The following is a 26,853-nucleotide window of genomic DNA, read 5'->3' on the forward strand; positions in this document are numbered from 1 at the left end:
TAACCCTTTGATTCTGAAATATTTTCAGAGGGGATTTTTGGCGCGTAACAATAAGGATAGATAACATTGTCATGAATACAAAAATTCAGACGCACCATTTTGATGCATTTACGCACAAAATTAGTGCAATGCAATAAAAATGCACAAAAAAAGGGCAGTGGAAATTTACCGCCCCGAGAGAAAAAATAGCGTGTCTGGGTCTTTTATCCTGCTAAGACGCACCTTGCCAGCGGATAAAGAGATCTTTTGGCAGGTCAATATCAAATTGGTCCAGAATACGATTCACCGTCTGATCGACAATATCCTGCACACTTTCTGGGCGATGATAAAATGCAGGCACCGGCGGCATGATTATCGCCCCCAGCTCAACGGCGGTAGTCATCAGCCGCAAATGCCCTAAATGTAGCGGCGTTTCACGCACCCCCAGCACCAGAGGACGACGCTCCTTCAGCACCACATCAGCCGCGCGGGTCAATAGATTGTCGCTGTAGCTGTGCACAATGCCGGAAAGGGTTTTTATCGAACAGGGTAAAATCACCATCCCCGCCGTTTTAAACGACCCCGAAGAGACGCTGGCAGCAATATCACGCGTGTCGTGTACCACATCGGCCAACGCCTGCACGTCACGCAGGCTAAAATCCGTTTCTAACGCCAGCGTCTGCCGAGCGGCCTGACTCATGATCAGATGCGTTTCGATACCTTCCAGCGTCTGTAAAACCTGTAGCAGCCGGATGCCGTAAATGACGCCGCTGGCACCGGAAATTCCTACAATGAGTCGCTTCATTCATACTGCCTCTGGCTGGCCGCGTAAGCAGAAACGCGGAAAAATCATCTGCACAAACTTTGCCGCATTGATTAGCGATAAGCAAGGGTAAGCACCGAAACCCTGTTTTCTCTATGCAATTTTTCTCTACATACAAAATTTTCTCTACATACAACAAGGGGGAGGACACTTTCGTGCCCTCCCCCTTCAACACAGCCTTCATGTGCGACTAGCTGTTAACCTTCGTTGTGCAATTCCAGATCTTCAACTTCATTCTGGCTACGCAGCGCTTTGGCATCGTCATTGCGCAAGACTTCCAGATAATCCAGATAACCTTGATCAACGTCCTTCGTCACATAAATCCCGTTGAACACCGAGCATTCAAACTGAGCGATATCCGGGTTATCTTCACGCGCGGCTTCAATCAGATCGTCGAGATCCTGGAATATCAGCTCATCGGCACCAATAATCTTACAGATTTCATCCACTTCACGACCGTGGGCAATCAGCTCATTGACGCTTGGCATATCAATGCCGTACACGTTAGGGAAGCGAATTTCCGGTGCCGCTGAGGCCAGATAAACACGCTTGGCTCCTGCTTCACGCGCCATCTCCACAATCTGTTCTGACGTTGTACCACGCACGATGGAGTCATCCACCAGCAGCACGTTCTTGTCACGGAACTCAGCACGGTTGGCGTTCAGCTTACGGCGTACCGATTTCTTACGCGCCTGCTGCCCCGGCATGATAAACGTGCGGCCAACATAGCGGTTTTTCACAAATCCCTGACGATACGGCTTGTTGATGATGCGCGCAATTTCCAGCGCGATATCACAAGAGGTTTCAGGAATCGGGATCACGACATCAATATCGAGATCTTCCCACTGACGCGCAATTTTCTCACCGAGCTTCTGGCCCATGCGAACGCGTGCGCTGTAGACCGAGATTTTATCAATGAAAGAGTCTGGGCGAGCGAAGTAAACATATTCGAACAGGCACGGATTGCTCTTTGGATTCTCTGCACACTGGCGGGTAAACAACTGCCCTTTTTCCGTAATGTAGATCGCTTCTCCCGGCGCCACATCGCGTAAAAATTCAAAGCCCAGCGTATCCAGTGCGACACTTTCTGACGCCACCATATACTCGCTGCGGCCATCTTCCAGATCGCGCTTACCGATCACCAGAGGACGAATCCCATTAGGATCGCGGAAAGCGACCATACCGTGACCGATAATCATGCCAACACAGGCATAGGCACCGCGAATTTGCTGGTGCGTTGCGGCAACGGCCGCAAAAATATTATCGGCTTCCAGTGGGTAGTGTTGGAAACGGTCCAGCTCTCTGGCGAAAATATTCAACAAAATTTCAGAATCAGACGTGGTGTTGACATGACGACGCTCCTGCTCGAACAGCTTTTTACGCAATTCGTGGGCGTTAGTCAGGTTACCGTTGTGAGCCAGCGTGATACCGAACGGAGAGTTCACATAGAAAGGCTGTGCTTCCGAGGCGCTGGAACTGCCTGCGGTAGGATAACGCACATGACCAAGCCCCATGTTTCCCTGTAGGCGCTGCATGTGCCGCGCTTCAAACACATCTTTCACCAGGCCATTGGCCTTACGCAGGCGAAAACAATTAAAGGCATCGATGGTCACAATACCCGCAGCATCCTGCCCACGGTGTTGCAACACCGTTAACGCGTCATAAATCGACTGGTTGACCGGTGTAAAACCGGCGATACCGACAATACCGCACATGGTGTCTTTTCCTCATCAGCGCTACCGCAGCGGTAAATGCTGCGGCAAGAAACTTGACGTGCTTTGCAGGTAGTCAAAAAACCACCTGATAATATAACTGAACTGCGGGATTAACTGGGACAGCTTCCAGTCATCACTTTGTGAAAAACCGGTGAACGTATCCAGAAAGAATAGCAGTGCGGAAACGATCAGCACCCCGCGCAGCGCACCAAAACAGATGCCCAGAACGCGATCGGTGCCGGATAATCCGGTACGTTCAACCAGTGAACTAATCACATAGTTGACGATAGCTCCCACAATCAACGTTGCAATAAACAGAATGGCAATCGCAATGCCGTTACGCACCAGCTCATCATCAAAACGGGTGAAGTAGACCGCGAGGTAAGCGTAGTAATGACTGGCAACAAAAAAAGCACATCCCCAGCTTACTAACGACAGCGCTTCGCGAACAAACCCCCGGATCAGGCTAACCAAAGCCGAAAATCCGATGATGCCAATAATGACGTAATCAACCCAAACCATGAACTATCCTAATAATGAACGATGCTACCGATAAGCCGCTACGTCATCCTGTTCGCGGCGCATTCTAACAGAAAAAGAAAACGTTTGCGTAGCGTATTTCCGCCGATTTCATCGATAGATAATCAGGCGAAAAAACCGACAATACGTCATGGCTGCTTCTATTCACTCTCGGCATCTCAAAACTCACAGCAAGCATCTTAAAACAGATGCGGGGCGAAGTATCACTGATGCGAACCTCATCCCCGCTGCCTGCTTTTGCTTATTTACGTGACCGGCTGCGAGCCAGCCATCACGTCATCATCACGCTCGACGACCTTAACGAACGGAATGTGCTCGCACCTGCCCGCTTAGCCCGCTGAGCTGTTTCAGCTCACCCAGTGAAGACTCTAGCTTCTGCTTCGACGCATCCGGCCCCACGTAAATACGGGTGATTTCGCCTGAAACCGGCGTTGATGGCACGGTATACGCGCGGTAACCAGAAAGACGAAGCTTGGCGACAATCTCGTTCACCTTATCCGCGTTTTTCAGCGCACCAAGCTGCACAATGTAGGCCTGCCCGACAGGCGCTTGCTGCGTCGGCTGCGTTTCAGGCTTCATTTCCGGTTTGGGTTCCGGTTTAGGTTCTGGCTTCGGTTTCACTTCTGGCTTCACCTCAGGCTTTGGCTGAGGTTTCGGCGTCACTGGTGCTGGCGTCTGAACCGGCGGGCGCTCAACCACCACTGGCGGTGCCATCATGGCTGGCGTATTCGTGCCAGAATGGGACGATGGCGGCGTCTGCGTCGTGGTTTCCGGTGCTGTCATTGTAGATGGCGTAGTTGCAGATGATGCAGACGATCTCGCTTCAGCGGCTTCGGCTTCCCCGCTGTTTTGCATCGCCGCTTCCGCCCCTTCCGGCGGCTGACTCGGCAGCGACGGGTTCAGCGCAGGCAGCGCTTCCATCTCATTGCTGTCAGCTGGATTAGGGATCAGCGGAATCGACGCAAATTCGTCTTCGTAGTGCTTTTTCTTGCCATCCAGCAGGCCAGGTAAAACGATCACGCCCAGCGCGACTAGAATAACCGTACCGACTAGTCGATTCTGAAATTTACTCGCCATTCGCCTTCTCCTCATCCAGCGCTTCCATCACATGCGCTACCGTATGAAAAGATCCACACACAATGACGATATCCTGCTCCGTTGCCTCGGACATGGCTTGCTTCCAGGCGGCAACGACATCGGAGAACGATTGGCTGCGCGTCAGGTGCTCGGCAATTTGCTGCGCTGTGGCACCACGCGGCCCTTCCAGCGGTGCGCAATACCACGCATCCACCAGCGGCGTTAAGTGAGCCAGCGTACCGGCAATGTCTTTATCAGACAGCATGCCGACGACGGCTCGCACTTTTCCGGTTTTCGGCAACTCAGCCAAGCGGTTTGCCAGATATGCCGCCGCATGAGGGTTGTGTGCAACATCAAGAATCAAACGCGGTGACGCCTGCACGGTCTGAAAACGGCCGGGTAATGCGGCGTGCTGCAAACCTTGTCGAATCGCTTCTTCACTCACGTTGAGTGAAGAATAGTGCAATGCAGCCAGTGCCGTAGCGGCATTGGCTAACGGGACGTTGGGTAACGGCAACCGTGACAGCTCGCGCTGTTTATCCTGCCAGCTCCACGTCTCACGCTGCATTGAATACTCCCAGTCGCGACCACGGCGGTGCAGCTGTGCGCCTTTCTCAGCGGCAACGTCGGCAATCGTTCCCGGCATATCTGGTTCACCAACAACGGCAGGTCTACCCTGTCGGAATATCCCGGCTTTCTCGCGGCCAATGCTTTCCCGATCGTTTCCTAACCAATCGGTATGGTCGATAGCAATGCTGGTGACCACGGATACATCCGCATCCACAATATTGGTGGCATCCAGACGCCCGCCTAGTCCTACTTCAAGAATGACGACATCCAGATTCGCCTGCTTGAAGAGTTGCAGCGCCGACAGCGTACCGAATTCAAAATAGGTGAGCGATACTGCCCCTCTCCCTGCTTCGATATCCGCAAACGCCTGCGTGTGCAGCGCTTCAGGCAATTCTTTGCCCTGAATACGTACTCGCTCGGTATAGCGAACAAGATGGGGAGAACTGTACACGCCCACCCGCAGCCCGGCGGCTAACAGAATGGATTCCAGCGTACAGCAGGTGGTTCCCTTGCCGTTCGTCCCCGCGACGGTGAAAACTGTTGGGGCAGGCTGGAGCAGTTGGAGATGTTCAGCCACCTGCTTAACGCGCTCCAGGCCTAAATCAATGGCCTGAGCGTGCAGGTGCTCAAGATAATGAAGCCACGTGACCAAAGGTGACGTGGCTTGAGGTGTTTGAAGTGTATCCATGAGTCCCGTTCACTGGCTTACGGTTCATTGCGGGCAGAGCGTGCATTGTGCACTCAGTCGAGAACGACGTGGTCGAGTACCACACGCCCTGCCCATCATGTCAATTATGCGTCATCCTGTGATGATTCAGACGGCGCATCGCTGCGGATTTCCACGTCATCGTTGCCCGGTTCTGGATGGTTCGTCAGTTTGGCAAGAATAGTGGCCAGCTTGTAGCGCATTTCCGGACGACGAACGATCATATCGATCGCCCCTTTCTCAATCAGGAATTCACTGCGCTGGAAGCCCGGCGGCAGTTTTTCACGCACGGTTTGTTCGATAACGCGTGGGCCGGCAAAACCGATCAACGCTTTCGGTTCGGCAATGTTCAGGTCGCCCAGCATCGCCAAACTCGCGGAAACACCACCCATGGTTGGGTCGGTCAGCACAGAAATGTAAGGCAAGCCGCGATCGCGCATTTTTGCCAAGGCCGCACTGGTTTTCGCCATTTGCATCAGCGACATCAGCGCTTCCTGCATACGCGCACCACCACTGGCGGAGAAACACACGAGCGGACAACCGTCTTCCAATGACTGCTCAACGGCACGCACAAAGCGCGCACCCACAACAGACGCCATTGAACCGCCCATGAAAGAGAATTCGAAGGACGCGACGACAATCGGCATGCCGTACAATGTGCCTTTCATCACGACCAGCGCATCTTTCTCATCGGACTGTTTCTGTGCAGAAACCAGACGATCTTTATATTTTTTGGAATCCCGGAATTTCAGGACATCCTTCGGTTCCAGTTCGCTTCCCAGCTCGACAGTGTTTTCTTTATCCAGAAAAGCCTGTAGACGGGCGCGCGCGGAAAGGCGCATATGGTGATCGCACTTCGGGCAGACACCCAGATTGCGCTCCAACTCAGCACGATAAAGAACCTGACCGCAGCTATCACATTTTGTCCAGACCCCTTCAGGGATGTTCGCTTTACGGGTCGGTGTAATATTGCTTTTGTTAAGAATTCGTTCAATCCAGCTCATTGATAACCTTTCTGCTTGAACCTGGCAAATGCCAGTCCGCTGTTCATGTTATTCCCTGACAACATTGCCAATGAAAAAATGCCTGAGACGCACGACAATCGCGGTACAAAGGCATCGGCACCAAGGGTGTTCCCAAGAACAGACCATAAATGCTGCCCATTAAACCATAACGTTCCGGTACTGTGGATAAAAAACTGGTCAAACCGGATGTTAAAATACTTCACTTATTTTACATTGCCGCGCGAGGCCGCTCTACGATGACGGGCAACCTCAATCATGCCCGGCAGGATAGAGACGAAAATAATCGCAACAATCAGTAATTTCAGATTTTCCTGAACCACAGGCAAATCGCCAAACAGGTAGCCCGCATAGGTGAATGACAACACCCACAGCAGCGCCCCAATGACATTATAGGCCGCAAAATGCCGATAGCTCATGTGTCCCATCCCAGCGACAAACGGCGCAAATGTTCTCACAATCGGGACAAAGCGCGCCAGAATTATCGTCTTGCCACCGTGACGTGTGTAAAACGCATGCGTTTTATCCAGATAGCGGCGGCGGAAAATCTTTGAGTTCGGGTTGCTAAACAGCTTCTCACCGAACAGTCGTCCAATCGTGTAGTTCACTGCATCGCCCGTAATCGCGGCAAGAATCATCAGGAACACCATCGTGTGCACATTCAGATCGTTCGACGGCAACGCTGCCAGTGCCCCTGCGACAAACAGCAGCGAATCCCCCGGCAGAAACGGCGTCACAACCAGCCCAGTCTCACAGAACAGAATCAGGAACAAAATGGCATAAACCCAGACACCATATTGCGCCACCAGTTCCGCCAGGTGAACGTCAATGTGCAGAATAAAATCAATAATAAACTGTATAAACTCCATCACAACATCTTCTCCCAAAATGTCTATCGAACGCACGCGGTCGATATACGCAAGGCAGCCGCACTAGCCGTGTTGCCTTGCGTATAGCAGGCTGAATAGCCTCGTCCTTAATACGCATCACACCCTGCCTTTTGGCCTGCGGCCAAAAGGCAGGGTGCAACAGGTAAAAAACGCACTCGTTATAATCAAAAACGTCAATCTGCTAAAACGTCAATCTGCTAAAAAGAGCGGCCCCATCGTAGGCTGCGGCAAAGCAAAACGCGCAGGATAATCTACCGCCACTAAATACAGCCCTTCGGCTCTGGCCGTCGCTGCAGCCAGCGTACGATCTTTGGCCGCCAGCAGCTCAGCAATCCACGACTCTGGACGATTGCCACAGCCGACCTCCATCAAGCTACCAACAATATTACGCACCATATGATGCACGAACGCATTGGCCTTAATATCTACCACGATATAGTCACCGTGACGTGTAACCTTTAAATGATTTACATAGCGCCACGGCGTGCGCGACTGGCACTGCACGGCACGAAAAGAGGTAAAATCATTCTCCCCCAACAGGCATTGCCCGGCTCGCTCCATGCGTTCCACGTCTAGCGGGTGATAAAAGTGCGTCATACCGCGCGAAAGCACTGCAGGACGATAGCGGTGATTGTAAATCACATAACGGTAGCGACGTGCCGTGGCGCTGAAGCGCGCATGGAAATCCTCATCCACCGTTTTCACCCAACGCACCGCGATATCCGGCGGTAAATTTGCATTCACGCCCATCGTCCAAGCGGCGTCTTTTCGGATCGCGTGTGTGGTGAAATGCACAACCTGCCCAGTGCCATGAACGCCAGCATCGGTTCGCCCGGCGCAAAACACCTCTATCGGCTCATCCGCCACTTTGCTCAGCGCCTTTTCAAGACAGGCCTGCACGCTAGCAACGTCAGATTGACGCTGCCAGCCATAATAGAGGCTACCGTCGTACTCAATGCCTAGCGCGATTTTCAGCGGGGCGCGTTCGTTTTCCGCAGCGGCATCGGCCTGAGTAGCCTCTGCCTGAGTGGTTTCCGACATTACCCGAGATACTCCCGCACCAGACATTCTGCCGTTTCCACCGCCATCAGTGCACCGCCAAAGCGAGCGTTATCGGCGACCGACCAGAATTGCAGTAGCTCAGGAATGCCGTAATCATTACGCAGACAGCCGACGCTCAGTTGTCCATTGCCGGACGCATCACCCACCTGCGTCGGGTAATCCTGCTCATCGCTTACCTCAATATTCCCTGCATTGAGCAGTTCATCGCGGGCTTCTTCCGCAGACAGCGGACGCAGTGATTCAAGATGCACAACCTGCGCGTGACCATAGAACACAGGAGACTGAATACAGGTCACTGAAATCGGCAATCCATCATCCTGCAAGACTTTACGCACCTGATCGACCAGACCGCGCTCTTCGCGCACACTACCTGCATCATCGGGCAGTAAAGGCAACAGATTGAATGCCAGCTGTTTCGGGAAAATCCCGGCCTCAGGCGGAACACCATTCAGCAGACGAGCGCTTTGCCCCGCCAGATCGTCTATCGCCGCTTTACCGAGTGCGGAAACGGACAACATATTGACGACATGCAGGCGCGAGAGCCCAGCCGCGTCGGTCAACGGCTTAATCGCCGTCAGCAGTTGGCTGGTCAGGCTGTCTGCCACCGCGACAATATTGCGGTTACGATAATCTGCCAGCGTATGCGTATTCACGCCGGGCACCACCAGCGGGACATCCGGCTCCAGCGCAAACAGACCGCTGCTGTCGATAACCAGACAGCCCGCGTCCCCCGCCTCTTCCGCATAGCGGGCGCTGACATCCTGACCGGCGACAAAAAACGCCAGCTGCGCCTGTGACCAGTCAAAATCCGCCACATCAGTAACCAGGCAAGATTTGCCGTTAAAACGTATGGTTTCACCCGCGCTACGTTCACTGGCCAGCGGATAGAATTCCCCCACTGGGAATTCGCGTTCCTGCAATAATTCCAGTAACGCCGTGCCTACTGCGCCCGTTGCGCCCAGCAGAGCAATATTCCAGCCGTCAGACATTTGGTTCTCTCCCAAATTTTGAATGAAACACAAATCATGAATGGAACCGGCAGACGGTAGCGACACCGTCTGTCAGTTCATGAATAAAAAAGTGTGCTCGCGCGAAACGCCGTTAGCGTGCGCCCCGCACTGACGCCGTGAATCCCAGCGCGTTCAGGCAATCTGCGCTGTCAGCATCGGCGCAGATAACATGGAGTGACGACCATTCGCGTCGTTCCTGATAATGTTTGCGCAGACGATCGAACTCGCCTTCCTGATGCGCAACATGACGCAACAGTGCATCGTCCCGGCGCACATCATACACCAGATGCACCAGACGTTTTAGCAACGCCTCATCCAGCGGCGCGGTCAATGTGACTTCGGCATACTCTGGGGCAGGCAAAAGCGACGAAAGCGCAACCTGCTGCGGGGTTCCGATAAACTCGCTCCACGCCTCAAACACCTGCGTGGTGCCGCGCGCTTTCCCTTCCAGCGTATAGCCAGCGATATGCGCCGTGCCAATGTCTACTCGCGCCAGCAGATCGGTCGATAAGGCAGGTTCTGGCTCCCAGACGTCAAGAATGACGCTGAGCTTTTTACCCTGTTGCAGCGCCTTAAGCAGTGCAGCATTGTCCACCACCGGGCCACGGCAGGCGTTAATCAGAATACGTCCGTCCGCAAACGCGTTCAGTACGGCGGCATCAACCAAATGATGAGTACGGTACGGGCCGTCGAGATACAGCGGCGTATGCAGCGTCAGAATGTCGGCATCACGCACCAGCGTTTCGAGCGGCAGGAAATCGCCCGCCTCACCGCGATCGGCACGCGGCGGATCGCACAGCAGCGTATTAACGCCCCAGGCTTTCAGACGTGCATCCAGACGTCTGCCAACATTGCCCACGCCGACAATCCCGACGGTTTTATCACGCAGTTGGAAGCCATCACGCTCGGCCAGCATCAGCAAAGAAGAAAAGACGTACTCCACTACCGCAATAGCATTGCAGCCGGGGGCAGCAGAAAACGCGATCCCGTTGGCGTTAAGCCAGGTGTCATCGACATGGTCGGTGCCTGCTGTCGCGCTGCCGACAAATTTTACAGCCGAACCAGACAGCAGATCCGCGTTCACCTTCGTGACCGAGCGCACCATCAACGCATCCGCGTCGGCCAGCAGCTCGCGCGGCAAAGGACGTCCCGGCACGGCCTGAACCTCGCCCAGACGGCTAAATAGCTCGCGGGCATACGGCATATTCTCATCAACCAGAATCTTCATTGTCTTCTCCGACATCGGTAGCCAGCCAAAAAAAGCGGGGGGATATTTTGCCACCGAATGGTGCAGAAACCCAAGGCAATTACACTGCGTAGCTTTTTCTTCACTGAGTTGTATCAATATCCCTCAATAGCTATTCCTGCATTAGCGATATAGGGTTGACGGTAGCCTAGCGAGTGTCTGCCTCCGGCATTAGTACGAATGTCATAGCACTCCCCCATAAGATTCGTACCGTTTTAAGTGACGTCTGACTATCGGCCGTCACGGGAGATTGCTATGATTCATCTCAATCATGACGGCAGTGAGGATAACCGATATGCAACCTGTAAGCGGCCCTGGTGCCCCGCTGCCCGGCGAACGTTCGGTGACGCCAACCACCACATCGTCAACCTCTACCTCATCCGCTAACGCTGCGGGTTCCTCCGCCAACGGCGATCGACCGCTGACGCTGGCGCAGCGCACGACGTTGGAAAATCTGGTGCTTAAAGTTGCCGCACTGACAACGTCAAAGGCAGCGGAAGTCTGGACAACGGTAAAACAGGGATTAGGGCTGGCAGAAAATAATGAACTGCTGTCCCGCCATTACCAACCTGCCGAGCAGATACTCCAGACGCGTTTAACGCAGGCGCAAGATAGCGGTGGACGTCAGCAACTGCTTCAGCGCCTGACAGATATGCTGTCTCAGGGAAATAATCGTCAGGCAGTCAGCAATTTCATCCAGCAACAGTTCGGTAGCACTACGCTAAGCGCACTGACTAAAACACAGCTACAGCAGGTGGTTACGCTGCTGCAAAACGGGCAAATTCCGCAGTCAACGGCATCAGCCAGCGCATCGCAAACCACTCAGGCCGCCAACTCGCCCGATCGTCCGCTCTCTCCTGCTGAACAGCGCGGCTTGAATCAGTTAGTCACCCGATTAGCGACAATGACCGGTGAACAGCCTGCAAGGGTGCTGAACACTCTTATGATGATGCAGAATCTTAGCCCGGGTGACGCCATCCCGTTAAAACATCTGCCGCTGATCACGCAGTTTCTGCAAGCACAGGTTGAGCTGCAACAGACACAAACATTGCTGCGCGCCACCCCGCCAACGCAGCAGGGAACACCGGTCAATACAGGCACGACAGGGGCAGCGTCAGAACCACGGGTAGCCAACACTACCAATACGGCTAACGCGAATTCGTCATCCGCCGCGAATCTATCATCACAGCCGCTACCGACACAGAACACGCTGCTTTCCCCGAATCTCGCCCCGTTACAGGCTTTGCTACAACAACCCATGACCGCGCAGGAACAGCAATTAGTGATGGATTACACGCAGAATCGCTTCAATATTGGGTTACAAACGCCGCTGACGCCGATGCAGGTCAGCGATCTGCTGACGTTCCTGTTTACACAGCGCATTCAGCGCTCACAGGAAACGGACTGGACAACCACGTCACAGCTGCTGCATCCGCTGTTTAACCCGCTGATTGCTTCGCTACCGCTCAGTTGGCAATCCCTGTTCCATAAGCCGATGTTTTTGGTGATTGTCAGCACCTGCGTGGCTGCCTTTCTACTTTGGGTATTGATCTAGCACTAATACCGTTAAGACCAAGCTTATCGCTCATGACTATCGCTAACTGATCATCATCAAGCAAACCAGTACAAACAAAAAACCCCGCGGCTTGCGCCAGTGGGGTTTTATTTATTTCGATGAGAACGTTTGAATGAAAATGTTCGAATGATAAACCGATTACTTATCGAGCTTTCTCATTACCAGCGCGGCGTTGGTGCCACCGAACCCGAAACCGTTAGACATCACCGTTTTCAGTTCGCGCTCGGTCATTTCAGTGATGACATTCATGCCTTCAGCACGTTCATCAAGTGTTTCCACGTTGATGCTCGGCGCAATAAACCCGTGTTCCAGCATCAACAGTGTATAGATGGCTTCCTGAACGCCAGCCGCGCCCAGAGAGTGGCCGGTCATCGCTTTGGTCGCAGAAATCGGCGGAACATTGTCACCGAAGACTTCGCGAATCGCCCACAGTTCCTTCACATCACCCACTGGCGTAGAGGTGCCGTGCGTGTTGATATAATCGATTGGTGTATCGATATCCTGCATCGCCATCTTCATGCAACGTACTGCGCCTTCACCTGACGGGGCAACCATATCCGCACCATCAGACGTCGCGCCGTAGCCGACTACTTCGGCATAGATGTGCGCGCCACGCGCCAGCGCGTGCTCCAGTTCTTCTACAACGACCATACCGCCGCCGCCAGCAATGACGAAACCATCACGGTCGGCGTCATAAGTACGGGATGCTTTCTCTGGTGTCTCATTGTATTTGGTTGACAGTGCGCCCATCGCATCAAATTCACAGGCCAATTCCCAGCACAGCTCCTCGCCACCACCAGCAAAAACGATGTCCTGTTTACCCATCTGGATTTGTTCAACCGCGTTACCGATGCAGTGTGCAGAGGTCGCACAGGCAGAGCTAATCGAGTAGTTCACACCGTGAATTTTGAATGGCGTTGCCAGACACGCAGATACCGCAGATCCCATGGATTTGGTTACCACATAAGGACCAACGGCTTTCAGGCCGCGCGGGCTACGCATCGCGTCAGCACCGAACACCTGATAGCGTGCAGAGCCGCCGGAACCGGCGATCAGGCCAACGCGTGGGTTATTCTGATAAACCTCATCAGACAGCCCGGAATCTTGAATCGCCTGCTCCATGGATAAGTAGGCATAAATCGATGCATCACTCATAAAACGCACAATTTTGCGATCGATGAGGCCAGTGGTGTCCAGTTTGACATTCCCCCAGACGTGACTACGCATGCCGGAATCTTTCAGCTCTTGAGAGAAGGTAATGCCCGAGCGGCCTTCTCGCAATGATGCCAGAACTTCCTGCTGGTTATTACCGATGCTTGATACGATCCCTAGGCCAGTAATCACTGCACGTTTCATTTAATACCTCGTCTTCCACTTGTAGAGTTTGGGATTTCGCTTCGCACTTTAGCGTACAGTTGTAAGCTGAACAAGTCCGATCAGCCAAACTATCGCGAAATCATTGCTAAATTTGCGCCACAATATTCAGCCCGATAGAATCTCATCATCACTTGAATAATGAGCTTTTTGTCGTGACCAACCTCCCCATCCAACACGCGTCGTTAAGTTGGAACGCTCAGGGTACACCTGTATCGCAACAATTTGATGACGTCTATTTTTCGAATCAGGATGGGTTGGCAGAAACCCGTTATGTGTTTTTAAAGGGTAATCAGTTTCCCGAGCGTTTCACCACGCACCCGCGCACTGCCTGCGTGATAGCAGAAACCGGCTTTGGTACGGGTCTGAATTTTCTGACGTTGTGGCAAGCGTTTGCCGACTTTCGTCAACAGCAGCCACAGGCGACATTGCGCCACCTGCATTTCATTAGCTTCGAGAAATTCCCCCTGCGCCGGCATGATTTGGCTGCGGCACACGCCCAGTGGCCGGAGCTAGCTGCATTCGCGGATGAACTACGAGAGCAATGGCCACGAGCGCTACCAGGCTGCCATCGTCTGATTCTGGCGCAAGGTACTATCACGCTCGATCTATGGTTCGGTGACGTTAACGTCTTACTGCCTGAGCTGGATGATACTCAGAATCATCAGGTCGACGCCTGGTTTCTGGATGGCTTTGCGCCGGCCAAAAACCCAGATATGTGGACGGATAATCTGTTTCAGGCAATGGCTCGTCTGTGCCGAAAAGAAGGGACGTTCGCCACCTTTACGGCCGCAGGCTTTGTGCGTCGCGGTCTGCAACAGGCGGGGTTTCAGGTCAGCAAAATTAAAGGATTCGGGCAGAAACGGGAAATGTTGAGCGGCATGCTTCCCGACGCGCTTCCCGCCACCTCACCAACACCGTGGTATGCACGCCCTGCCGCCAGCACGACTGACGATATTGCGATTATCGGCGGTGGCATCGCCAGCGTGCTCACCGCGCTGGCGCTGCAACGGCGCGGTGCAAACGCCACGCTCTACTGCGCGGAGGCACAGCCTGCCACGGGCGCATCCGGCAATCGTCAGGGGGCGCTGTATCCTCTGCTGAATAACCGGCACGATGCGGTATCCCGCTTTTTCTCGCTCGCCTTTGACTTTGCCCACCGCAGCTATACCGCGCTGGCACAGCAGGGTCTGGAGTTTGAGCACCAATGGTGTGGCGTCAGCCAGCTTGCTTGGGATGAAAAAAGTGCGCGTAAAATCGAACAGATTCTGCAAGGCGAATGGCCGGAAGAGCTGGTCGTTAACGTGGATGCGCAGCAACTGGAAACGCAAAGCGGCCTGAATATCGGCGTAAATGGCATCACTTATCCTGACGGCGGCTGGCTGTGTCCAGCGGAGCTGACGGCTTCTGCGCTGAAACTGGCACAGCAAAACGGTCTGTCGGTACAGATGAGCACCGCCGTTTCCGCACTGGAGAAAACGGACGGCGGCTGGGCGCTCACCCTGAGCACCGGCCAGCGGGTAAATCATGCCGTCGTGGTGCTGGCAAATGGTCATCACATTACCAACTGGCCACAGACATCCCATTTACCCGCTTACGCCGTGCGCGGGCAGGTCAGCCATGTTCCGACCAACTCTGTACTAGGCCAGCTCAAACAGGTGTTGTGCTACGACGGCTATCTGACGCCGGTGAGTCCGCAACATCAGACGCACTGCATCGGGGCGAGCTATTTACGGGGGGAAACACACTGTGATTATCGGGAAGACGAGCAGCAAGAAAACCGCCAGCGGCTGCTGAATTGTTTGCCTGACGCAGACTGGGCGAAAACGATCGATGTCAGCGATGCACTGGCGCGCCAAGGCGTCCGCTGTGCGCTGCGCGATCATCTGCCGCTATTAGGCGCGGTACCGGACTATGAGCAAACGCTGGCCGAGTATGAAGATCGGTTGCACCCTCAACACCGTGCCGACGCGGTGCCAAGCGCCCCCTATTGGCAGGATCTGTTTATTATCGGTGCGTTGGGCTCACGCGGGCTCTGCTCCGCCCCACTCGCAGCAGAAATTTTGGCATCACAGATGTATGGTGAACCGCTACCGCTGGACCGCGATACGCTCGCCGCACTCAACCCAAATCGTTTCTGGATAAGGAAACTGCTGAAAGGCAAACCCATCGCTCAGGATTAATTGAGAATAGCGAAGGATTAATGAGGAAGAAAACGTGCTGGCTTGACTGAGCCAGCACTGACAGAGTGGCAATTAGCCCACAGGGAAATCAGTGCGTACTATTCTGCGCCTGCTGGAACAGACGTTCCCACATCCCGTTAACCAGTACCTGATCCGGCGGTGACAGTTCACCGTTTTTGATGGCGTTATTAATGCTGTCGCTAACGCGCAAATGCAGTGCTTCAAGCGTGTGTTCCCCATGCTCTTCCGCTTCTGCCACCGACACCGTCAGATGACCACGCAAATAGCCGCCGGCAAACAGTTCATCGTCGCTGGCATGCTCTACCATGTCATCAATCAGCGCCAGAATGCGCGTTTCAAATTCTGCGATCATTTCTTATCCTCAAATTTTTGCGGTTCCCGTGCATCACAGATCGGCTGGATACGGGAAGCTCGCCGCCGTCAGCGGTGGCGTATTGTAAAACGATTGTAATGCACGAATAAAGCTGGCAGGACGCGCGGGAATCCCCTCTTCCAGATATTGCATCACTTGCGCATGCACGCGTCGCTGGAAATCAATGCGGTCCGGCTCACAGTCGCCGTTCAGGTTGTCGCAGCTGACGTTAAACGGAAAGCCCGAGGCGACACAGAACAGCCAGTCGAAGGCCTGCGGTTTGATCTCCACCACCTCGAACTGGCTTTGCGTCGCCGCATCGCGGCCATCCGGGCAGTACCAGTAGCCAAAATCGACCTGCAAGCGCCGCTGGGCACCAGCAATGCACCAGTGAGAAATCTCGTGTAGCGCGCTGGCATAAAAGCCATGGGCAAACACAATCCGGTGATACGGAATGTCATCATCCGCTGGCAGATAAATCGGCTCATCATCGCCTTTTACCAGACGGGTATTGTATTCATCGCCAAAGCAATCATTAAAAATATCAATCAGCTGTTGATAGTAGTGCGTCGTAGTCATGTTATCGGTTGTTATCATAATGTGTTGTCATAGAAACTGTCCCAGCCAAACGGCAATCTCATGCCCGTGGCTGTCATAAATCAGCTTGCCACTCATGATGGCGGAAACCAACACCAGCATAGGACGAATCAGCTTTTGCCCTTTCGTCATCACCATTTTGGCTCCCAGCCGCGCACCGAGGATCTGCCCGATCAGCATGACGCCGCCGACCACCCAGACAACCTGACCGCCCAGAATGAAAAACAGTAGCCCGCCGAAGTTGGAGGTAAAGTTCAGGATCTTGGCATGCGCCGTCGCTTTTGCCAGATTGAAGCCATACAGGGTGACAAACGCCAGTGCGTAAAACGATCCGGCACCGGGGCCGAAGAAGCCGTCATAAAAACCGACACAACAGCCTGCCACAATCGCAAACGGAAGTGGCGACAGGCGACGCTGCCGATCTTCATCACCGATTTTGGGCGTTAATAAAAAGTAGAGGCCAATGCCAATGATCAGCACCGGCAGCAGTTGGCGTAGAAAATCGGCGTGAATTTGCTGGATCAGCCAGGCACCAAAGGTCGAACCGACAAAGGTCAGCGCAATCGCCAACTTCTGCTCACCCAGATTCACCGCGCGGCGGCGGATGAAATACAGGCTGGCGGAAAAAGATCCGCCAACGGCTTGAAGTTTATTCGTTGCCAGCGCCTGCGCCGGGGATAAACCCGCCGCTAGCAAAGCAGGGATCGTCAATAAACCGCCCCCGCCCGCAATCGAATCAATAAATCCAGCCAACGCCCCGACAAAAAACAGCACGGCCAGCATATCTGGCCCAAGAACTAACCAGTCCATAATTATTTTTTATCTCGCGACATAGTTATTCGTTATCTCGCGGCAAAATGTCTGTCGAGTAATGCCTGACAAGACGGAGGCAACGGCGGCGGCGTGGTTTTTTCCGGGGCTTCGGTACTCGGCTGTTTTGGCTGGAACCAGCTGGTTAACTCAGCACCGCATCCATCACCGACAGGGGGTTCGTCCTGATCCTGACACTCAAGGCTGTCCGCCGGGCAGCGCAGGCGCACATGCATATGCGCACGGTGTGCAAACCAAGGGCGAACTTTGCGCAGCCAGTCACGATCGTGGCCTGCTTCAACACACAGCTGTTTTTTAATCGCCGGATTAACGAAGATGCGCGTTACGTCGCTATCCAACGCAGCGGTTTTGATCAGGGTGGTGATTTCCGGTCGCCAAACGCGTGGGTTAACGTTCAGCCCGCTGGCGTTAACCAAATCGATAGGCTGCGGTTTCAGCAACTGCTGCTCGCTCCAGCGCTGTCTGGGCAATTGCAGCCAGATGTCAACATCCAGCCCGGATTGGTGACTGGCGTGGCCGCTGCTGAATCGTCCCCCAACAGGCATGCCCATATCCCCCACCAGCACATTACCGGAGGTCGTACGCTTAACCTCGTTGCTCAGGCGGTGAATAAACGCCAGAAGATCGGGGTGACCGAAATAGCGGCGCTGATCGATGCGCATCACCTGATAATCCAGCGACTGCAATGGCAGCGGCTGGGCACCGATGATACAGCCATTGGAAAAACTACCAATTGACTGCGGCGTACCCGCAACCGGATGCGCAATCTCCTGCCAGGGCGTTTTCGCCCACGCGGCGTTCGATAACAGCGGCGCGCTCAGTGCCAGCGCGAGAACCCCGATTAACCCTTGTTTCATTATTTTTTACCAGCGAGGAACCTGACTGTTCACATCCCCACACTGTGCGCGTTGGCGCAGCAGGTGATCCATTAACACAATCGCCATCATGGCTTCGGCAATCGGCACCGCACGGATGCCCACACACGGGTCGTGACGCCCGCGCGTCACCATTTCAGTCGCTTCGCCCTGGCGGTTGATCGTTTTCCCCGGCACCATAATGCTGGAGGTCGGCTTCAACGCCAGATGTGCAACGATGTTCTGACCGCTGCTGATCCCGCCCAAAATGCCGCCAGCGTGATTGCTTTGGAAACCGTCCGGCGTGATTTCGTCTCGGTTTTCACTGCCACGTTTGGTGACAACGGCAAAGCCATCGCCAATTTCGACGCCTTTCACGGCGTTGATGCTCATCAGTGCGTGAGCCAAATCGGCATCCAGACGGTCAAAGACCGGCTCGCCTAATCCGACAGGCACCGATTCCGCCACGACGCTGACCTTCGCGCCAATCGAGTCGCCCTCTTTTTTCAGCGCCCGCATCAGTTCATCCAGGGCTTCCAGCCTGTCGATATCCGGGCAGAAGAACGGGTTTTGCTCAACCTGTTCCCAATCTTTCAGCTCGCAGGTGACATCGCCAATCTGCGACAGATAGCCACGTACCTTCACACCATGTTGCTGTTGCAGGTATTTCTTCGCAATCGCACCCGCGGCAACGCGCATTGCGGTTTCACGCGCGGAAGAGCGGCCACCGCCACGGTAATCGCGCAGGCCATATTTTTGCTCGTAGGTGTAATCAGCATGACCGGGGCGGAAGACATCTTTAATCGCACCGTAATCCTGAGAACGCTGATCGGTGTTTTCAATCAACAGGCCAATACTGGTCCCCGTTGTCACACCTTCAAAAACGCCGGACAGAATCTTGACCTGATCGGGTTCACGGCGCTGCGTCGTATAGCGGGAGGTCCCCGGACGACGGCGATCCAAATCGTGTTGCAGATCCGCTTCCGTTAGCGGGATCCCCGGCGGTACGCCGTCAACAATACATCCCAGGGCAATACCGTGGGATTCACCAAATGTAGTGACGCGGAAAAATTGCCCAATACTGTTGCCTGCCATCACAACTCCTTCGCATGTTTTCTGTTTCTGCCTTACCGTCTACACGGTAAGGCGAATAAATATCGTTATGACCGCTTAATCACGGTAAGCGCTGAAATGCGCTTTGCAATCGACCAGTTGTGATTGCGTTAGCATAAACACACCGTCACCGCCATTATCAAACTCCAGCCAGGTGAACGGGATGTCTGGGTATTGATCGATAAGGTGCACCATACTGTTGCCCACTTCGCAAATCAGCACGCCGTCATCGCTCAGATAGTCTGGCGCACAAGCCAGAATACGGCGCACCAGATCCAAGCCGTCGTTGCCCGCCGCCAGCCCCAGCTCAGGCTCGAAACGGAACTCCTGCGGCAGATCGAACATATCTTCTTCATCCACATACGGTGGATTGGTCACGATTAGATCATAGCGAATCGCCGGTAAATCGCGGAACAGATCAGAGCGAATCGGCGTCACGCGGTATTCCAGACCGTGCTGCTGAATATTTTGCTCGGTTACCGCCAGCGCCTCGCTGGAGATATCGACCGCATCGACTTCCGCTTCTGGGAACGCCTGAGCGCAGGCAATAGCAATACAGCCGCTGCCCGTGCACAGATCCAGAATATGGTTTGGCGTTTTTGGCAGTTGCTCATCAAAATAGTTATTGATCAGCTCACCGATGGGAGAGCGCGGCACCAGCACGCGTTCGTCCACGTAGAATTCCAGGCCGCAGAACCAGGCCTTGTTGGTCAAATAGGCGACAGGAATACGCTCATTGACGCGGCGGATCACACGTTCAACAATGCGCTGCCGCTCGCTGGTGATCAAACGCGACGTGTACATATCTTCAGGAATATCGAGCGGCAGATACAGGCTAGGCAAGACGAGCTGTATGGCTTCATCCCAGGGATTATCCGTCCCGTGACCGTAATAGACGTTGGCTGCGTTAAACCGGCTGACAGCCCAGCGCAACATATCCTGAATGGTATGAAGTTCACTGACGGCCTCATCGACGAAAATTTTGTCCAAGGGTGTCCTCCGCAGACAGTTCTGAATGGCAAATTGGCGCTTAGTTTGCCATGAAGCCTGCGACAAATCAGCAGATATAACCGACTGAACGCGCTCCGATACAGACTTTTATTTAGCGACAGCGGGGAGACAAGGTAAACTGATCGAATGTTGACGCAAGATGAATGAAACATGAGTAATAAATATTCGCTAAATGACGACGAATTACAGCTTTTTCGCACGTCAATCACTGGCACAAAAAAATTGCGTCAGGATACCTATACCCACAAACCGCTGCGCAAAAAACTGGGCGAATTGCCCGCCAAACGGGTATTGCAGGAGCAGGTTGATGCCAGTTTCTATTTTTCGGATGAATTTCAGCCACAGCTGGATGCGGAAGGCCCGACGCGCTATGTGCGCCCAGGTGCCAGCCATTATGAATTGAAGAAACTTCGACGAGGGGATTATTCACCGGAGCTGTTTCTGGACTTGCATGGCCTGACGCAGCTTCAGGCAAAGAAGGAACTGGGCGCGCTGCTGGCGGCCTGTCGGCGGGAGCACGTTTACTGCACCTGTGTGATGCACGGGCACGGCAAGCATATCCTTAAGCAGCAAACGCCGCTCTGGCTGGCACAGCACCCTGACGTGCTGGCTTTTCATCAGGCTCCGAAAGAGTTCGGTGGGAATGCCGCGCTGCTGATTTTGGTGGCGTTAGAGGCGCCTTTGCTTGAGTAATCCCGCCCTTCTTCGAAGAACGACAAGGCGTGTCAGTCCATTACACGCCTCATACCATATAAATTCAGGCGTTGAAGTTAGGTTAGCATTCAGGATTTTGCGCTCAACTGCGCTGGGCTGACTTGCCAGTGCAGAAGGCCATGACCGGATTCCGCTTCCACCTTCACGCAGGCAATAGCGGATGTGGCGAACATCGGCGCGGTTTCATTCTGGCATAATTCGGCAACCAGATAGCCCACCAGCGGCAGATGCGACACAACCAGAACCGCCCCCACACCTTCTCTCGCCAGCGTTTGCAGATAATAGCTAACGAGCTGGGCATCGCCGCCGGGCGTCAACTCATTCAGACAATCCGCTTCTTCCGGCAGCGGCAACGCTTTTTTCACCACCTCGAGCGTTTGCTGGGCACGCAAATAAGGGCTCACCAGAACGCGCTCAATATCGATAGTTTGCTCATTCAACCAACACGCCATCTGACGGGATTCATCACGACCAGCGTCGCTCAATGGCCGAACAGCATCACTCGCTGCATCAAGTACTGCATCACCATGACGCATTATCAACACTTGCATATTACACCGCTATGTTAATGAAATAATTATGTATTTTCTATAATTTAAGTTGCCTATGCAGGGATTATCCTGCATAGGCCATTCAAATTATGTAGGGTATAAATCGTCTTATTCCTGTAGGTTACCTGAGTTTCTCGTTCTGATAAACTCGCCGAGTACTGGTTTCAATATGACGCAGGTCCTGTTCCCATTTATCTAATGGTAATACCATGATAAATAAAAGTTTAATGTCCCCCTAGTCGAACACATATTATTGGAAAGGTATATTTACAAAATCAAGAGGGGCATATTCCGTCATACTTCAAGCTGCTTGTGCGTTGGCCGCCCTTATTCACCCCAGTCACTTACCTGAGTAAGCTCCTGGGGATTCATGCGATTGCCACCTACACGCAACTCGAATTATCTAGAATATATTTAGGTTATATAATCGACTAGTTGAAAATATTACCTAATTTTTCAACGTATTATCAGGCTAGTTTGAATATTATTCATGCTCCGATTCAGGCATAAATTCCGACAGACGTTTTTTTTGTCTGCCTAGATCATCAAGATTGGATGGATGTAGCCACCATTGCATGGCCTGAGAGATAGCGGACCATTCACTATCAATAATTGAATACCAGCGGACATCACGGCTATGACCTTTGGAAACCTGAGTTTGTCGGAGTGTTCCTTCATATCTGAACCCCAGCCGCTCCGCTGCACTGATTGCAGACTGATGCAAGCTGTCACATTTCCAGCCACATCGACGGTATTGTAACGTGTCAAAAATATAATTGAGTAAAAGAAAAATGGCCTCGGTGCTAGATAACGTTCGTTTCATCAGAGGAGACCAGTTAATCCAACCAATCTCTACAGCACCATTATCCGGATCCATCCGCTGTAATGCGATAAACCCCACCGCTTTACCCGTAGAAAGGCTGATAACGGCGAAGAAAAGTGGATCCTTGCTCGCGGCAAGCGAAGCAATATAGTGATCACATTGTCTAATGGTCACTGGGCGTTTGATATGAAAATACGTCCAATCTCGCTCGTCATCAATGCTGTGCCAAGCATCAAATAAATCCTGACTATGTTTGAGATCAATAGGTTCAAGAAGACAGTACTTTCCTTTAAGCACCACTTTTTGTGGAAGCGATCGTGGTTGCCACTCAGGCAATGATTTACCCAATTCCTGACCGTAAACATTGAACTCTGTCATGATAACGCCGCCTTTTTCGTATTATTACATTAATAAAAAACCATAAAGGTATTCATTGGGTATTACCCGTTGCGGTCCTAGCCACGTAATATAGAAAACAGCCTAAATCACTTCACCAACCTCATTAATATGAGTCAGACAAACCAGTCAGCTCGAACGTATAGAAATGCCGTCACGATCAACTAGCGATCTGGTCTTCATCGGTTGGCGGATAAAACGTCCGTCGACCTTCCCGCATCGCGAGCAGACGTTCACAGGGTGCGAACCGATCGCCATACTGTTGTTGCAGCACCAGTAGCGTTTTCACGACCGTTTCCACTCCCAGACGATCCATATAGTGGAACGGCCCGCCGAGGAAAGGGGGGAAGCCAATGCCAAATACCGCGCCGATATCGCCATCGCGGGCGCACTGGATCACGCCTTCATCCAGACAACGCGCTGCCTCGTTCAGCATCATCATCACGGCACGCTGGTTGATCAGCGCGGGGTCAATATGGGCTTTCGCCGTCACATCCAGCAGCGGATAAACCGAGCTATCCACCTCTCTGCCCGACTGCCAGAAACGGCGCGTTTTATTGTATCGATAGAATCCTTTCCCATTCTTGCGCCCTTTGCGTCCATCTTTCAGGATCGCATCAAACGCGGGTGGAGAGGTGAAACGCTTGCCCAGTTCTTCACTCAGCACCGGTACAATTTTGGTCGCGACATCAATACCGACTTCATCAAGCAGCGCCAGCGGACCAACGGGGAAGCCAAAGCGCACCAACGCATAATCGATCGATTCAATCGGTTCCCCTTCCAGCAGGCAATAAGCCGCTTCGTTGATATAAGGCGCTAATATGCGGTTCACATAAAAACCGGCGCTGTCGCCTACGACGATCGCGGTTTTCCCCTGCTTTCTCGCCAGTGCCACCGTCGTCGCAACCGTCTCTGCGCTGGTGTGCGCGTGAGGAATCACTTCAACCAGCGGCATTTTGTCCACCGGGCTAAAGTAATGCAGACCCACAACCTGTTGCGGACGGCGCGCGCCCTCTGCAATCTGATGGATCGGCAGCGAGGAGGTATTCGATGCAAAAATCGTGTGCGGCGCAGCGTGCTCTTCAATCTCCGCCACCATCTGCCGCTTCAGCGCCAGATCTTCAAAAACGGCCTCAATGACGATATCCGCATGTTCAAAACCGCGATAGTCCGTACTACCGGAAATCAACGTCATCAACCGCTGGCGCTCCGTCGGCTTCATCCGCTTACTCTGAACGCGTTTGGTCAGCAACTGCCAGTTGTACTTCAGCGCATGGTTAATGCCCTGTTCATTGATATCTTTAATGCGCACTGGTAACTGCCCGCGCGTCGCCGTCACGCTGGCGATCCCACCGCCCATCAACCCACCGCCGAGAATACCGACGCGGTGGATCGGCTTCGCTTCAGAGTCCGCACCGGCGGTTTTCTTTAATGCATTGGAGGCAAAGAATAGATGGCGTAGCGCGGCCGATTCCGGCGTCATCACCAGTTTGCCAAACGCTCGCGCCTCGTGCCGATACCCTTCGTCACGGCCTTTTTCTATGCCCCGACGTACCACCTGAATGATTTTTTCCGTGGCCGGATAGTTGCCGTGTGTTTTCGCTCGCGTTTTGTGTTTCACTATTTTGAACAATACATCGCGAATACCTAGGCTACTCAGCAAACGCGAACGCCAGCCCAGCGGCACGACTTTGCGTTTTCCTTTTTTGAGAATCTCGACCGCCGTCTCCAGCAGAATATCGTGCGGAACGGCTTCATCAACCAGCCCTTGTCGTAACGCCTGACTCGCACGGAGGTGGCGGCCGGTCAGAATGAGATCCAGCGCGCTATCCAGGCCAATCAACCGTGGCAACCGCTGCGTTCCACCTGAGCCGGGAAGCAGGCCAAGCTGCACTTCCGGTAGCCCCAGCACCGTTTTTTCATCCAGCGAGCAGACGCGATAGTCGCAGGCCAAGGCCAATTCCAGCCCACCGCCCAGACAGGCACCGTGGATCGCGGCCACCACGGGGAACGGCAGCGCGGCTACCTGATCGAACGTTTCCTGCCCTTGTTTCGCCAGATTTTCTGCCTGTTCGGCACTGCTGCACTGGTTCAACATGGTGATATCCGCACCGGCGATAAACGAATCAGGCTTGGCGGAAATAAAAATCAGCCCCCTGAGCGTCGCATGCTGCCGCGCCTGTTCAAAGACCGAAAGAATCTGTTCTGCAAATTCGCTCTTTAGCGTGTTCACCTTCTCGCCGGGAACATCAATGCAAATAACACCGATATTGTCCGGCCGAATCGTTAGGGAAAAGGCAGAGGGGCTTTCCGTCACAGATGATGTTGTTTCGATTGCAGACGATGTTGTCACGGAGAAAGGCTGTTGATCGTTCATGGCGTCACCTCCAGTACCATTGCCGCACCCAGCCCGCCAGCCGCGCAGGCGGTGGTTAACCCCAGCCCGCCGCCACGACGGCGCAGTTCATTCAGCGTTTGGGTAATCATCCTCGCGCCAGTGGCAGCAAAGGGATGTCCATAGGCAATGGATCCCCCCAGCACATTGAACTTGGCGCGATCGACCTCACCCAGTGCGGCATTTCTACCCAGTTGATTCCGGGCAAACTCATCGCTGGCAAACAGTTTGAGATTTGCCAACGTCTGCGCGGCAAAGGCTTCGTGCATATCAATAAGCGTCAGATCGGCCAGCGTCACGCCAGCCCTTGCCAACGCCAGCGGGGAGGCATAAGCCGGTCCCAGCAACATGTCACGCTGTACGCCGATGGCGCTAAATGCATAGCTGCGCAGATAGCCTAGCGGCGTGAGCCCCAGACGTTCCGCCTTGGATTCACTCATCATCAACACCGCCGCCGCGCCATCCGTGAGCGGCGTACTGTTCGCCGCCGTGACCGTACCGTGTCGGCGATCGAACGCCGGACGTAAACGGGAATACTGCTCCAGCGAGGAATCATGGCGCACGTTGTTATCTTCACTCAGCGCCTTGTCATAAGGCGGGACGTAAGCCGTCATCACTTCATCGCGCAGCACGCCGGATTCCCAGGCCTGAGCCGCCAGCTTGTGTGAGCGGTGCGCCAGTTCATCCTGCTCTTCACGCGTGATACCGTAGGTTTTTGCCATTTGTTCGGCGGTATCGCCCATGCGCAGCCCGGTGGAATACTCCGCCACAGCGGGCGCAACCGGCAGCAGATCTTTCGGGCGCAGGCCGCTTAACAGTTTCAACTTCTGGCTCAGCGTCCGAGCCTTGTTCATATCCACCAACGTTCTGGCCAACGCTTTGCTGACGCCAATCGGCAGCACGGAAGAGGAATCCGCCCCGCCGGCAATGCCGACGTCCACCGTCCCCGCCATAATGCTTTCCGCCACGTTGGCGACCGCCTGAAAGCTGGTGGCGCAGGCGCGCGACACGCTGTAGGCATCGGTATGCACACTCATGCCCGTGCCGAGCACGATCTCCCTAGCGATATTCGGCGCTTCGGGCATCTGAACCACCTGCCCAAAAACCAATAGCTCGATCAATTCAGGATCGATCCCAGTGCGAACCAGTAGTTCGCTGGTGACGAGCTTCCCTAATTCGATGGCAGGTACGCCATGATAGGCCGTTGCCTGCCGGGCAAATGGGGTGCGTAATCCGCTCACGAACGCAATGCGATCGCCACGGCGGGTTATCAGAGGTAATACCTCGCTCATAAACGCTCCTGTTAACCGAAAATACTTCCGTTAACCAAAAATAAAGTACGCGCACAACAGGTCAGACCTGATTTCATTGTTAACCAGATAGTTACATTACGCAAAGCTGCGCAACACAAAAGTGTGAAGA

24 protein-coding genes are annotated in these 26,853 nt (G+C 53.7%); 3 read left to right on the forward strand and 21 right to left on the reverse strand.

Annotated elements, in window-relative coordinates:
• Positions 1–211 precede the first annotated feature (211 nt).
• The 10 genes from H0248_RS08405 to pdxB all read right to left on the reverse strand — a co-directional run bounded on the left by H0248_RS08405 (position 212) and on the right by pdxB (position 10,622).
• Positions 212–784, reverse strand: a complete 573-nt coding sequence (locus H0248_RS08405) for a UbiX family flavin prenyltransferase (RefSeq protein ID WP_010285043.1) — start codon at positions 782–784, stop codon at positions 212–214.
• A gap of 215 nt (positions 785–999) precedes the next feature.
• Positions 1,000–2,517, reverse strand: a complete 1,518-nt coding sequence (purF, locus tag H0248_RS08410) for an amidophosphoribosyltransferase (RefSeq protein WP_010285044.1) — start codon at positions 2,515–2,517, stop codon at positions 1,000–1,002.
• Between the two features lie 21 nt (positions 2,518–2,538).
• Positions 2,539–3,039, reverse strand: a complete 501-nt coding sequence (gene cvpA / locus H0248_RS08415) for a colicin V production protein (RefSeq protein WP_180785537.1) — start codon at positions 3,037–3,039, stop codon at positions 2,539–2,541.
• Positions 3,040–3,354: 315 nt separating this feature from the next.
• Positions 3,355–4,134, reverse strand: a complete 780-nt coding sequence (gene dedD, locus H0248_RS08420; protein ID WP_180785539.1) for a cell division protein DedD — start codon at positions 4,132–4,134, stop codon at positions 3,355–3,357.
• The gene (folC, locus tag H0248_RS08425; protein ID WP_180785541.1) at positions 4,124–5,392 is read right to left on the reverse strand and encodes a bifunctional tetrahydrofolate synthase/dihydrofolate synthase; all 1,269 of its coding nucleotides are present in this window, start codon (positions 5,390–5,392) and stop codon (positions 4,124–4,126) included. Before folC ends, dedD begins: the two co-directional genes overlap by 11 nt.
• Before the next feature lie 104 nt (positions 5,393–5,496).
• Positions 5,497–6,414, reverse strand: coding sequence for an acetyl-CoA carboxylase, carboxyltransferase subunit beta (gene accD, locus H0248_RS08430; protein ID WP_039471294.1), 918 nt, complete (start codon positions 6,412–6,414; stop codon positions 5,497–5,499).
• Between the two features lie 224 nt (positions 6,415–6,638).
• Positions 6,639–7,301: a DedA family protein gene (locus tag H0248_RS08435; RefSeq protein ID WP_180785754.1), complete on the reverse strand. Its 663-nt coding sequence runs from the start codon at positions 7,299–7,301 to the stop codon at positions 6,639–6,641.
• 210 nt (positions 7,302–7,511) lie between these two features.
• Positions 7,512–8,363 (reverse strand): tRNA pseudouridine(38-40) synthase TruA, encoded by an 852-nt coding sequence (gene truA, locus H0248_RS08440; protein ID WP_180785543.1) that lies wholly within the window; start codon positions 8,361–8,363, stop codon positions 7,512–7,514.
• Positions 8,363–9,373, reverse strand: a complete 1,011-nt coding sequence (locus H0248_RS08445) for an aspartate-semialdehyde dehydrogenase (protein ID WP_180785544.1) — start codon at positions 9,371–9,373, stop codon at positions 8,363–8,365. Before H0248_RS08445 ends, truA begins: the two co-directional genes overlap by 1 nt.
• A 112-nt stretch (positions 9,374–9,485) precedes the next feature.
• Entirely contained in the window at positions 9,486–10,622 is a 1,137-nt protein-coding gene (gene pdxB / locus H0248_RS08450; protein WP_180785545.1) for a 4-phosphoerythronate dehydrogenase PdxB, read from the reverse strand.
• Between the two features lie 313 nt (positions 10,623–10,935).
• On the opposite strand from pdxB, the gene flk reads away from it, so the two are divergent.
• Entirely contained in the window at positions 10,936–12,195 is a 1,260-nt protein-coding gene (gene flk / locus H0248_RS08455) for a flagella biosynthesis regulator Flk (RefSeq protein WP_180785546.1), read from the forward strand.
• Positions 12,196–12,354: 159 nt separating this feature from the next.
• Here the strand turns inward: flk and fabB are convergent, their stop codons facing one another.
• A complete protein-coding gene (gene fabB / locus H0248_RS08460; protein ID WP_039532308.1) occupies positions 12,355–13,572 on the reverse strand; it encodes a beta-ketoacyl-ACP synthase I in 1,218 nt (405 codons plus the stop codon).
• Between the two features lie 173 nt (positions 13,573–13,745).
• Between fabB and mnmC the strand changes: the two genes are divergently transcribed.
• Positions 13,746–15,773, forward strand: coding sequence for a bifunctional tRNA (5-methylaminomethyl-2-thiouridine)(34)-methyltransferase MnmD/FAD-dependent 5-carboxymethylaminomethyl-2-thiouridine(34) oxidoreductase MnmC (mnmC, locus tag H0248_RS08465; protein ID WP_180785548.1), 2,028 nt, complete (start codon positions 13,746–13,748; stop codon positions 15,771–15,773).
• An 88-nt stretch (positions 15,774–15,861) separates the two neighbouring features.
• Here mnmC and H0248_RS08470 read toward each other — a convergent pair whose 3' ends face one another.
• From H0248_RS08470 to prmB, 6 genes are all read right to left on the reverse strand, one after another.
• Positions 15,862–16,146, reverse strand: coding sequence for a YfcL family protein (locus tag H0248_RS08470; protein ID WP_014916053.1), 285 nt, complete (start codon positions 16,144–16,146; stop codon positions 15,862–15,864).
• Positions 16,147–16,179: 33 nt separating this feature from the next.
• Entirely contained in the window at positions 16,180–16,725 is a 546-nt protein-coding gene (locus tag H0248_RS08475; RefSeq protein WP_180785755.1) for an elongation factor P hydroxylase, read from the reverse strand.
• A 27-nt stretch (positions 16,726–16,752) separates the two neighbouring features.
• Positions 16,753–17,553, reverse strand: coding sequence for a sulfite exporter TauE/SafE family protein (locus tag H0248_RS08480; RefSeq protein ID WP_039465019.1), 801 nt, complete (start codon positions 17,551–17,553; stop codon positions 16,753–16,755).
• A 32-nt stretch (positions 17,554–17,585) separates the two neighbouring features.
• Positions 17,586–18,431: a penicillin-insensitive murein endopeptidase gene (gene mepA / locus H0248_RS08485; RefSeq protein ID WP_039284826.1), complete on the reverse strand. Its 846-nt coding sequence runs from the start codon at positions 18,429–18,431 to the stop codon at positions 17,586–17,588.
• A gap of 6 nt (positions 18,432–18,437) precedes the next feature.
• Positions 18,438–19,523 (reverse strand): chorismate synthase, encoded by a 1,086-nt coding sequence (gene aroC, locus H0248_RS08490; protein WP_180785550.1) that lies wholly within the window; start codon positions 19,521–19,523, stop codon positions 18,438–18,440.
• Positions 19,524–19,598: 75 nt separating this feature from the next.
• Entirely contained in the window at positions 19,599–20,531 is a 933-nt protein-coding gene (gene prmB, locus H0248_RS08495; protein WP_102117696.1) for a 50S ribosomal protein L3 N(5)-glutamine methyltransferase, read from the reverse strand.
• Positions 20,532–20,702: 171 nt separating this feature from the next.
• On the opposite strand from prmB, the gene smrB reads away from it, so the two are divergent.
• Positions 20,703–21,245 (forward strand): endonuclease SmrB, encoded by a 543-nt coding sequence (smrB, locus tag H0248_RS08500; RefSeq protein ID WP_180785552.1) that lies wholly within the window; start codon positions 20,703–20,705, stop codon positions 21,243–21,245.
• An 89-nt stretch (positions 21,246–21,334) separates the two neighbouring features.
• Here the strand turns inward: smrB and sixA are convergent, their stop codons facing one another.
• From sixA to fadI, 4 genes are all read right to left on the reverse strand, one after another.
• Positions 21,335–21,817: a phosphohistidine phosphatase SixA gene (gene sixA / locus H0248_RS08505; protein WP_180785554.1), complete on the reverse strand. Its 483-nt coding sequence runs from the start codon at positions 21,815–21,817 to the stop codon at positions 21,335–21,337.
• 484 nt (positions 21,818–22,301) lie between these two features.
• Positions 22,302–23,018 (reverse strand): GNAT family N-acetyltransferase, encoded by a 717-nt coding sequence (locus H0248_RS08510; protein WP_180785556.1) that lies wholly within the window; start codon positions 23,016–23,018, stop codon positions 22,302–22,304.
• 178 nt (positions 23,019–23,196) lie between these two features.
• Positions 23,197–25,413, reverse strand: coding sequence for a fatty acid oxidation complex subunit alpha FadJ (gene fadJ, locus H0248_RS08515; protein WP_180785558.1), 2,217 nt, complete (start codon positions 25,411–25,413; stop codon positions 23,197–23,199).
• Positions 25,410–26,723, reverse strand: a complete 1,314-nt coding sequence (gene fadI, locus H0248_RS08520) for an acetyl-CoA C-acyltransferase FadI (protein WP_180785560.1) — start codon at positions 26,721–26,723, stop codon at positions 25,410–25,412. Before fadI ends, fadJ begins: the two co-directional genes overlap by 4 nt.
• Between the last annotated feature and the right edge of the window lie 130 nt (positions 26,724–26,853).

The organism is Pectobacterium brasiliense (assembly GCF_013449685.1).
GTDB lineage: Bacteria > Pseudomonadota > Gammaproteobacteria > Enterobacterales > Enterobacteriaceae > Pectobacterium > Pectobacterium brasiliense_A.

Bases quoted from the DNA above. Each gene is read 5' to 3' on its own strand.
- H0248_RS08405 (WP_010285043.1), bottom strand. From the start codon at position 784: ATGAAGCGACTCATTGTAGGAATTTCCGGTGCCAGCGGCGTCATTTAC.
- purF (WP_010285044.1), bottom strand. From the start codon at position 2,517: ATGTGCGGTATTGTCGGTATCGCCGGTTTTACACCGGTCAACCAGTCG.
- cvpA (WP_180785537.1), bottom strand. From the start codon at position 3,039: ATGGTTTGGGTTGATTACGTCATTATTGGCATCATCGGATTTTCGGCT.
- dedD (WP_180785539.1), bottom strand. From the start codon at position 4,134: ATGGCGAGTAAATTTCAGAATCGACTAGTCGGTACGGTTATTCTAGTC.
- folC (WP_180785541.1), bottom strand. From the start codon at position 5,392: ATGGATACACTTCAAACACCTCAAGCCACGTCACCTTTGGTCACGTGG.
- accD (WP_039471294.1), bottom strand. From the start codon at position 6,414: ATGAGCTGGATTGAACGAATTCTTAACAAAAGCAATATTACACCGACC.
- H0248_RS08435 (WP_180785754.1), bottom strand. From the start codon at position 7,301: ATGGAGTTTATACAGTTTATTATTGATTTTATTCTGCACATTGACGTT.
- truA (WP_180785543.1), bottom strand. From the start codon at position 8,363: ATGTCGGAAACCACTCAGGCAGAGGCTACTCAGGCCGATGCCGCTGCG.
- H0248_RS08445 (WP_180785544.1), bottom strand. From the start codon at position 9,373: ATGTCTGACGGCTGGAATATTGCTCTGCTGGGCGCAACGGGCGCAGTA.
- pdxB (WP_180785545.1), bottom strand. From the start codon at position 10,622: ATGAAGATTCTGGTTGATGAGAATATGCCGTATGCCCGCGAGCTATTT.
- flk (WP_180785546.1), top strand. From the start codon at position 10,936: ATGCAACCTGTAAGCGGCCCTGGTGCCCCGCTGCCCGGCGAACGTTCG.
- fabB (WP_039532308.1), bottom strand. From the start codon at position 13,572: ATGAAACGTGCAGTGATTACTGGCCTAGGGATCGTATCAAGCATCGGT.
- H0248_RS08470 (WP_014916053.1), bottom strand. From the start codon at position 16,146: ATGATCGCAGAATTTGAAACGCGCATTCTGGCGCTGATTGATGACATG.
- H0248_RS08475 (WP_180785755.1), bottom strand. From the start codon at position 16,725: ATGACTACGACGCACTACTATCAACAGCTGATTGATATTTTTAATGAT.
- H0248_RS08480 (WP_039465019.1), bottom strand. From the start codon at position 17,553: ATGGACTGGTTAGTTCTTGGGCCAGATATGCTGGCCGTGCTGTTTTTT.
- mepA (WP_039284826.1), bottom strand. From the start codon at position 18,431: ATGAAACAAGGGTTAATCGGGGTTCTCGCGCTGGCACTGAGCGCGCCG.
- aroC (WP_180785550.1), bottom strand. From the start codon at position 19,523: ATGGCAGGCAACAGTATTGGGCAATTTTTCCGCGTCACTACATTTGGT.
- smrB (WP_180785552.1), top strand. From the start codon at position 20,703: ATGAGTAATAAATATTCGCTAAATGACGACGAATTACAGCTTTTTCGC.
- sixA (WP_180785554.1), bottom strand. From the start codon at position 21,817: ATGCAAGTGTTGATAATGCGTCATGGTGATGCAGTACTTGATGCAGCG.
- H0248_RS08510 (WP_180785556.1), bottom strand. From the start codon at position 23,018: ATGACAGAGTTCAATGTTTACGGTCAGGAATTGGGTAAATCATTGCCT.
- fadJ (WP_180785558.1), bottom strand. From the start codon at position 25,413: ATGAACGATCAACAGCCTTTCTCCGTGACAACATCGTCTGCAATCGAA.
- fadI (WP_180785560.1), bottom strand. From the start codon at position 26,723: ATGAGCGAGGTATTACCTCTGATAACCCGCCGTGGCGATCGCATTGCG.